Genomic DNA, 8,388 nt, shown 5'->3' on the forward strand with positions numbered 1-8,388 from the left:
TACAAAAGATGACGCCGATACGCCGCACTGCTAGGCGTGTTGCACAAAAGTGAGGCGCACCGCAAAACCGATCAAAAGACTGCCGAATAGCCATTGCTGCATACGTTGCGCCGAGCGATTGCGTGCCAGCCAATGGCCAATGCGCGCGCCGGCCAAGGCGTAGCAACAGTCGAAGGCGAAACCGACCGCGACCAGGATCACGCCCAGCAACGCGAATTGCGCCGCCACGGGGCCAGCTTGCGGGTCGATGAATTGCGGCAGCAGCACCGAACAGAACAGCAGCGCCTTGGGGTTGAGCAGGTTGGTCAGCAAGCCGCGTTGCAGTGCGGCACGCCAGGCGTGGGTTTTCAGGGTGGCGTTGGCCGTATCGAGCGTCGGCAGCATATTTGCCCGCAGGCACTGCACCCCCAGCCATAACAGATAGGCCGCGCCACCCAGCCGCACCACATCAAAGGTCCAGGGCGCCACTTTGAACAAGGTCGCCAAGCCCATGCCTGCCAGGGCCACATGGCAGGCGCGGGCCAGTCCCAGGCCAATCGCCGTGGTCAGCGCCAGGGCCTTGCCCTGGCGCGCGCCGGTCTGCAGCAGCAGGATCATGTCCGGCCCTGGCAGCAGATACGCCACCGAAAGAGCCACGAGAAACAACCAGAGTTCCGCCATGTTCCACCCCCTTGTGTGTCGGCCAATTCTAGGGCCGAAGGGCAGGGCAGGTGCTTGCGTAGTCAGCCAGAAAAGCGTCTATTCTTGGCACTATCTGCCACTTATTACTCTGTAAGCCATCCACTTATGCCAAATCTGAAACTCGATGCTTTTGACCGAAAGATTCTCGAAGCCCTACAGCGCGACGGCCGACTGAGCAATGTGCAACTGGCCGACGAGATCGGGTTGTCTGCCTCGCCCTGCCTGCGGCGCGTGCGCCTGCTGGAAGAAGCCGGCGTGATTCGCGGCTACCAGGCCACGCTGGATCGCGATGAAGTGGGCCTGGGGATGATGGTGTTCGTGGGCGTAAAGGTGGAGCGGCATAACGATACCGAGGCCAACGCGTTCCGTGAGGCGGTCACGGCGTTGCCAGAGGTGATCTCGGCGTTCCTGGTGTCGGGGGAGTCGGACTTTCTGTTGCAGGTGGTGGTGCCGGATTTGCGCGGCTATGAGCGGTTCGTCACGGGTAGTTTGCTGAAGCTGCCGGGGGTGAGGGATATCCGCAGCAACTTCGCGATTCAGACCGTGAAAACCCCGGGGGGGTTGCCACTGGGGCATTTGCCGGGTTCGACAAGCTCCCTCGCCACAGGGTTACAGCGGATTCACGATTCACCCTAACGTTGCCCGTTATCCTCAAGCGGCGTTTCAACTGCGCACGAATGCCAACAGTAGCGTGTAATCATTGTTGTCGGCAGCGCGAAGCGCTTGGATGTAGCGTTGGCGCACTTCATTAGCGGTCACCAAGTTACCGCGACCCCAGGAGAAGGGAGCAAGACCACATTGCCTCAGCAGGCAGTCGGTCATGAGGCGAGCATGTCTACCGTTGCCATTCGGAAAGGCGTGTAGCCAAACAAGTCGATGGTGAAAGCGCACGGCAACCTCTTCTGGCGGGAAGACATTGTGTTCCAGCCAGTAAGCCATGTTGTCGAGCAACTGCCGTAAGTTGACGGCGATCTGCGTCCAATCACAGCCGATATTCTTATCGGATTTGCGGAAGGTACCGGCCCATTTCCAAGTGTCATCGAACATTTTCACGTGAAGCTCACGGCAGAAATGGTCGTTCAGTACATTCAGCTTTTTTTGCCGCGCTATCCAACGTGAGGCTTTGAGGATGTTCTGCGCCTCCCATTCATCCAGTTCGCCCTGGGTGGCGATATGCCTCGGTTTCAGGCCAGCGGCTTCGTCGGGATCGAGAGGCGTTTGGCCTGGTTTCAGTTCCAGTTCTATTGCCATAGGCGGGCCCACGAACCGTCGAGTAGTTCTCTGCGGCGTTCATCAATCTGACGTTCGATGAACGCATCAGAGGGGCGTTGGTCTTCGAGGCTCATGGAATGTGCAACGCCTAGGATTTCTTGCTTTGCCATGAGTTCGGCACGGTCTTGGATGACTTCGTGCAGGGGCTTCTTGGGGACCAGGCCGTAGACGAGTTCACAGTCCAGTGCTGCTGCTAGCTTTCTTAGCTGTGCGAGTGATATCCGATCTTCAGCCTCGGAGCGCTCGGACTTGGTCAACGTCCCTGAGGATATGCCGGCAATTTCGGCCTGCGCTTTTAATGAGCGGCCTAATGATTCTCGGATAGCCCGCAGCCAACCGCCTGGTGGAACCGCCGCATTTTTAACGTTATTAAACGGCGCAATGGCACGTTCTACCTGAGAAAGGCGCAGTTTGTAGAGCTTGGAAGCACTCATGGTGAATGACCTTTTGTAAGCTTATAGGCTATCGAGTTTGTAATTAATATTAGCCTATAGGCATACAAATAAATTAAAAAATAAGCCTATGGGCTAACAAAATACATAATTTTGTTTGCCTATAGGCTTACAAATTCGTTCAAATTGTTAATGGCAACGAAATTTACGTCCACCAATACCGCACAAGATGAAAGAAAATCGGCGCTGCAAAGCACACCGAATCCAACCGATCCAACATCCCGCCGTGCCCTTCGATCATATGGCCCCAATCCTTCACGCCGCGATCGCGTTTGATCGCCGACATCACGATGCCGCCGGCAAACCCGAGCAGGTTGATCAGCAGTGCAATCAAGAACGACTGCCACGGGTTGAACGGCGTGGTCCACCACAGCGCCGCGCCGATCAGGGATGAGAGCAGGATGCCGCCGACAAAGCCTTCCACGGTTTTCGACGGTGAAAGGTTCGGCGCGATCTTGTGCTTGCCGAACAATTTCCCACACACGTACTGCAAGACGTCCGACAGTTGCACCACGATCACCAGGTAGGCAATCAGCAGCAGGTTGCGGCCTTCGTAGCCGGGGATGTCGAGGGTGAGCAGGGCGGGCACGAAGGATACGCAGAACACTGCGATCATCAGGCCCCACTGCACTTTCGACGCGCGTTCCAGGAAGTGCGTGCTGTCGCCACCCAGGGAGGCAAGGATCGGCAGTAGCAGGAACACGTACACCGGGATGAAAATCGAGAACAGCCCGTACCAATCCGAGTAGATCAGCAGGTATTGCAGCGGCAGCGCCAGGTAGAACGCGGCGACCAGCGCCGGGTAGTCGCTGCGGCGGGTGGGCGTGAGGGTGAGGAATTCGCGCAGGGCGTAGAATGACACCGCGTAGAACAGCAGGATCACCGCGCCGGTGCCGAGCCAGAAGGCGATGCCGATCACCACCACCATCACCCACCAGGCGTTGATGCGGGCGTTGAGGTTCTCGATGACGGCATTGGGGCTGCCACGGGTGCGCAGCTTGAGGATCAGGCCGATCAGCGAGGCGAGCACCAGGATGGCGCCGATGCCGCCGAACAACATCAGGGTTTGGCTATCCATGTCAGACAGGCTCCGGGGCAAGGGCGAGCAGGGCGTCGCGGGTGCGGGCGAGGAAGGCGGTTTTGTCTTCGCCGTCTTCCAATTGCAGCGGCGCGCCGAAGCTGGTGGTACACAGCAGGGGCAGCGGCAGCACGCGGCCCTTGGGCATGACCCGGTTGAGATTGGCGATCCACACCGGTACCAATTCGGCCTGTGGGTAACTTTTCGCCAGGTGATACAAGCCACTTTTAAACGGCAGTAGGCCGTCTTCAAGGTTGCGCGTGCCTTCGGGGAAGATGATCAGCGAATCGCCGCCTTCCAGGGCGTTGAGCATGGGTTGCAAAGGGTTATCCACAGGGTCCTTGCGTTCGCGGTCGATCAGCACGCCGTTGAACACGCGGTTAATAATGTAGCGGCGCAGGGCGCTGGTATTCCAGTAATCGCTGCCGGCCACCGGGCGCGTGAATTTGCGCAGGTTCTGCGGCAGCGAGGCCCACAGCAACACAAAGTCGCCGTGGCTGCTGTGGTTGGCGAAGTAGATGCGTTGCACCGGCACCGGCGCGCACCCCAGCCACAGGCTGCGGGCACCGGTGACGGTGCGGGCCATGGAGGTAATCAACGTGGCGACCACGGGTTCGAACATGGGGATTCCTTATCCGGCGAAAGGCAGCCAAGGGCTGGCGAGGATCACGACCAGGGTCAGCAGCGCTTGCGCGCCCAGCAGCCAGGCTTGTTTGCGCAACAGTTTGAGCGCGCCACGACGGCGCTCGGTCCAGGGCCGGCCAACGCGCTTGGCCGATTGCAGGCCAAGGGTCTGCAAGGCCTGGTCGAGGTCCGGGGTGCGGTCGATGTCCCGGGCCAGCAGCGCGAACAGGTCGGCGTCGAAGGCCACGCGCAGCGCCCAGTACTTTTGCAGCAGTCCGAGGATAATCATCCACAGGCTCAGCAGCAGGCAGATTGGCGCAATACTCGCCATCAGCAGTTGAGCCAGGCCGAACAGTACGCCAACCAGGGTCAGGCCTGTGGATAACTGATCCAGCGAGCGACCACGACGCAACAAGCTGGCGACAACCTGCAGTTCCATATCAGCGGGCATGGGGTAAACCCTCCAAAGCTTCACGGTGTGCGGTGTGCAGGACTACATCGGCCCGCGCTGTACGAATGATAGACAGCGCATCCTCTATCGTCGCGGCGCGCCCGGTGTGCAGTAGCCAGGCCGCGACGGCAGTGGCGCTGCGCGAGTAGCCGAGAGCGCAGCACACCAGCAATGGGCCACTTGCGCGCAATCGCTCGATGGCTTGCGCGGCTTGCAGGCATTCAGTGGGGCTCGGGGCAATCAGGTCCAGCACGGGAATCAATTGGTAAGCGCGGCCCTGTGGATTAATCGGCAATTCGGCACTGAGATCGACGATGGCCTTGAAGGGTTCTTGCTCGCTCGTTGTAGGAATACGCCCAAGCCAGACGTTATCCACAATCAGGTCAGGTTGTGGATGCTTGCGTGTCCACAGGCGCGAGTTGACCCAGGCAGCGGCCAGATAGGGCGCGTACAGCCAACGCGCGGCAGGTGTAAGTTGGCCGTCGGCGCGTTTCTGGAAGCCCGCAGCGCCGAGCACGAAGTAATTGGCCTTGATCAAGGCGAGGGAAACCGCAGGCCAAAGTATCCACAGCCATGCGCCACCCATCACAAATGCAAGGATCGCCAAGGCCAAGGCGCCCACGCCATAGCGCACACCCAACCGCCAGCGCTTGGGATCCCGCGTCAGCCGTGCATTCAACAACGGGCTCGGATGTTCCAGCGGCCATAACCACACACACAGCCACCCGGCGAGGGCGCCTGTGGGTAAGTCGATAAAGTGATGTTGATAAGTGGTCAGCACCGAAATGCCGATCAACGCGAACCAGCCATGCACCAGCCAACGCCAGATTCCCTGGGTATGGCGTTGGTACATGACCCATAGGATCACCAGCAACGCGATATGCAGGGACGGCGCCTGGTTGAACGGCTTGTCGAACCCCGCCAGCACCGCAAACAGCCAGCCAAATACGCCGTCCAGCTCCGGCCGCTCGAAGGTGAAGCGCAGCGGCCAGAGCAGGAAGCAGCTCACGGCGATCACTTGGGCACTCAGCAGACGCAGCGCATGTTGCTTCAGTTCATGCCGAGTGTTGGGTAGCAACAGAGAAAACCCGTAGAGCAGGTCGATGGACCAGTAGGGCACGATGGTCCAGGCCCAGAACGGCATATGGGTTTCCCAGCCGAACACCAGCGTGCCGACGTCACTGCGCTGGCTGGTGACCCAGGTGGCAAAGCCGTAGGTGCTGAAAAACAGCGGCGCCAACAGCAGTAGCCACAGGAACGCGGGTTTCAATAAGCCGGGTTCGCGCATGCTCAGATCTTCTGTGCCAGGGACACGGTGAAAATGCCCCACTCATCCACTCGCTGGGTGATCTTGCGGAAACCGGCGGCTTCCACCAGTTGATCCATTTCCGCTTGGCTGCGGCGGCGCATCACCCAAGCCTGGCCCTGGCGGTGGCTGGTCAGTGCGCGTGCGATCAGCTCCAGTTGCGGGTGCCATGGCTGGCCGGTGTAGACCAGATAGCCGCCGGGCTCTACGGCCTCAGCGAGGCCCGCCAGCGAACCGCCGACCATGCCGTTATCGGCAAACAGCTCATACAACCCGGACACCACCGCCAGCGTCGGCTTGGGGTCCAGCGCAGCCAGGTCCAAACGGTCAAAAGCATCGCCTTTGACGAATTGCGCGATGTCGCCCAGGCCTTTTTCGCGAATCAGCGCACCACCGTCGCGTACGTTGATGTCGCTGTAGTCACGCAGCAGGATCGATTCCGGCAGCGGAGACACGCCCTGCAAGGCTTCGAGGATGTAGCGGCCATGACCGGCGGCGATATCCACGATACGCACTTCGCGATCTTCCCCGCGTAACTTGGCCATCGCCAGGCGCAACAGTTCTTCGACATTCAACTTGCGCTGACGAATGCCGCGCCAGCCGATGGAGTTGAGGTAGTTGGTGTCGATCATCCGCCCCAGCCCGCCCTTGCCGGTGGGCGTGTTGCGGTACACGTAATCGAGGGTGCTGCCGGAGTCGAAACCGGTGTCGAAGCCCAGCTTCACGCCGTCCGACAGGTTCTTGCCCAGGCCCATGCTGGCGCGGGTCATGCGCCAGTACAGGTCGCGCAAGGAGTTGCGCGGCAGCGGCGCGGCCAGGGCTTCGGACTCGGCGCAAGTAGCGCCCAGCTTGTCGGCATCCAGCAGCGAGGCGCGGTCCAGCGGGTGTTCGAAGTTCTGCAGGATGAAACGCCGGGCGCTGCTCACAGCGGAGGCGCGGTCACGTTCGCCCAGGGTGTCGTGGAAGAAACCGGGGAGAATGTGCAGCTCTTTTTTCAGGCTGCCGAGGCGGTCGAAAAATTGCTGTTGGGGTTTGCGGTGCACCACAAAGTCCGAACCCGAGATCAGCAGTTGCGTCGGCACCTGGATCGCCTGGGCATCGGCGACAACCCGGTCGGCCGCTTCGTACAGGCCGAGCAGCACATTCACCGAAATGGCCTTGGTGATCAGCGGATCGCTGTCGTAGGAGGCGACGCGCTCCGGGTCATGGCTGAGGAACTTGGCCTTGACGTAACTGTTGACGAAAAAGTTGCCACGGAACTTGCGCATCAGCGCCAGGCCCGTCCGCGCAAAGGGGACGTAGAGCTTGACCTTGAACGCGGGGGACGCGAGCACCAGCGCGCGAATCTTCGGCGCGTAGTCGTGTACCCACGTCGCGGCAATCACCGCGCCGACGCTTTGCGCGATGACGGCGAAGTTCTCCTCCTCGATGCCATAGGTGGCGCCGATGTGGTCGCAGAAGGTCTGCACATCGCGGGCGCTGGTGGCGAAGCTGGGGCTGTCACCGCGTTCGCCGGGAGATTGGCCATGACCACGGGCGTCCCAGGCGAAGAAGTCGAATTGCGGCAGGTTCAGCTCATCCACCAGGTGCGCGATACGCCCCGAATGTTCATGGCCGCGATGGAACAACACGATTGCCTTGCGCGGCCCGGTAGTCTCGGTGGCCGGCCAGTGCCGGTAGAAAAGCTCGACGCCGTCATGGGTACTGAAGGTGTGCTGTTGCTGTTCGCGCATCGCAAAAATCCTTATGCAATCGGTGAGGTTTCTTGTTGTTCTTTGAGGCCCTGGCGCACCCGATTGACCAAGGTGTAGGCGAGCAGGGCAGCCACCAGCCACATAACGGCATCGACCCAACCCGCGCCCAGCCAGCCCAGCGCCACGCCAGTGGCCAGTACGCCGAGCACGAACGCGCGATCGCTTTTGCCCATCGGCCCGTCATAGCGCCGCGATGCCCCCACCATCGGCCCCAGCACGCCGGCGTATTCGCTGAACACCGCCAGCAGCGCCACCAGCAGCACCGGCGCCAGGCTCACGCCGGGGATCAGTGCGAACGGCAGGATCAGCGCACTGTCAGCGATCACATCGCACAGTTCATTCAGGTAGGCGCCCAGGCGTGACTGCTGGCCGAATTCACGGGCAAGCATGCCGTCGATGGCGTTGAGCGCCATGCGCAGGATCATCCACAGCGGGATCAGCGCAAACAGCCACAGGTGTTGGGCGAAGCTGGCGATCAACAGGCCGACCAGTAAGGAAATCACGCCGGCCAGCACGGTGATTTGGTTGGCGGTGGTGCCATTGTCATAGAGGCGCTGCACAAGAGGGCGCAGCAGGTTTTGAAAACGCGGCTTGAGCTGATAGATCGAAATCATGGGGAGTGACGCTTCCTTGTCCGTGAACCCGCGAAAAACTGTTCTGGAGTGTGCCCGATTCAGCCTGGCCTGCACCAGTGATGGCGTGTGTTTCTGGGGGTTTAGTCACGATATCGAACGCGCTGAAGAACAAATGTGGGAGCGGGCTTGCTCGCG

At 60.5% G+C, this 8,388-nt stretch carries 10 protein-coding genes; 1 reads left to right on the forward strand and 9 read right to left on the reverse strand.

Features of this window, described 5'->3' with window-relative positions; genetic code table 11:
- Positions 1 to 30: 30 nt before the first annotated feature.
- On the reverse strand, positions 31 to 660 hold the full coding sequence (locus HX868_RS27185) for a LysE family translocator (protein ID WP_177004972.1): 630 nt from the start codon (positions 658 to 660) through the stop codon (positions 31 to 33).
- A 135-nt stretch (positions 661 to 795) separates the two neighbouring features.
- Between HX868_RS27185 and HX868_RS27190 the strand changes: the two genes are divergently transcribed.
- The gene (locus tag HX868_RS27190; protein WP_177005078.1) at positions 796 to 1,317 is read left to right on the forward strand and encodes an Lrp/AsnC family transcriptional regulator; all 522 of its coding nucleotides are present in this window, start codon (positions 796 to 798) and stop codon (positions 1,315 to 1,317) included.
- A gap of 27 nt (positions 1,318 to 1,344) precedes the next feature.
- Here HX868_RS27190 and HX868_RS27195 read toward each other — a convergent pair whose 3' ends face one another.
- The 8 genes from HX868_RS27195 to HX868_RS27230 form a co-directional block, all read right to left on the reverse strand.
- Positions 1,345 to 1,932: a mobile mystery protein B gene (locus HX868_RS27195; protein WP_177004973.1), complete on the reverse strand. Its 588-nt coding sequence runs from the start codon at positions 1,930 to 1,932 to the stop codon at positions 1,345 to 1,347.
- Positions 1,923 to 2,387 carry a helix-turn-helix domain-containing protein gene (locus HX868_RS27200; protein ID WP_177004974.1) on the reverse strand — a complete coding sequence of 155 codons (465 nt, stop codon included), beginning with the start codon at positions 2,385 to 2,387 and terminating at the stop codon, positions 1,923 to 1,925. Before HX868_RS27200 ends, HX868_RS27195 begins: the two co-directional genes overlap by 10 nt.
- 163 nt (positions 2,388 to 2,550) lie before the next feature.
- Positions 2,551 to 3,483: a phosphatidate cytidylyltransferase gene (locus tag HX868_RS27205; RefSeq protein WP_177004975.1), complete on the reverse strand. Its 933-nt coding sequence runs from the start codon at positions 3,481 to 3,483 to the stop codon at positions 2,551 to 2,553.
- Position 3,484: 1 nt separating this feature from the next.
- A complete protein-coding gene (locus HX868_RS27210; RefSeq protein WP_061434693.1) occupies positions 3,485 to 4,105 on the reverse strand; it encodes a lysophospholipid acyltransferase family protein in 621 nt (206 codons plus the stop codon).
- Positions 4,106 to 4,114: 9 nt separating this feature from the next.
- Entirely contained in the window at positions 4,115 to 4,558 is a 444-nt protein-coding gene (locus HX868_RS27215) for a hypothetical protein (RefSeq protein WP_177004976.1), read from the reverse strand.
- On the reverse strand, positions 4,548 to 5,846 hold the full coding sequence (locus tag HX868_RS27220; protein WP_177004977.1) for a phosphatase PAP2/dual specificity phosphatase family protein: 1,299 nt from the start codon (positions 5,844 to 5,846) through the stop codon (positions 4,548 to 4,550). The genes HX868_RS27215 and HX868_RS27220 overlap by 11 nt, the downstream gene beginning before the upstream one ends.
- 2 nt (positions 5,847 to 5,848) lie before the next feature.
- A complete protein-coding gene (locus HX868_RS27225) occupies positions 5,849 to 7,597 on the reverse strand; it encodes a bifunctional alpha/beta hydrolase/class I SAM-dependent methyltransferase (protein WP_177004978.1) in 1,749 nt (582 codons plus the stop codon).
- Positions 7,598 to 7,608: 11 nt separating this feature from the next.
- Positions 7,609 to 8,232 carry a CDP-alcohol phosphatidyltransferase family protein gene (locus tag HX868_RS27230; protein ID WP_061434689.1) on the reverse strand — a complete coding sequence of 208 codons (624 nt, stop codon included), beginning with the start codon at positions 8,230 to 8,232 and terminating at the stop codon, positions 7,609 to 7,611.
- Positions 8,233 to 8,388 lie beyond the last annotated feature (156 nt).

This window comes from Pseudomonas reactans (genome assembly GCF_013385825.1).
Taxonomy (GTDB): domain Bacteria; phylum Pseudomonadota; class Gammaproteobacteria; order Pseudomonadales; family Pseudomonadaceae; genus Aquipseudomonas; species Aquipseudomonas reactans.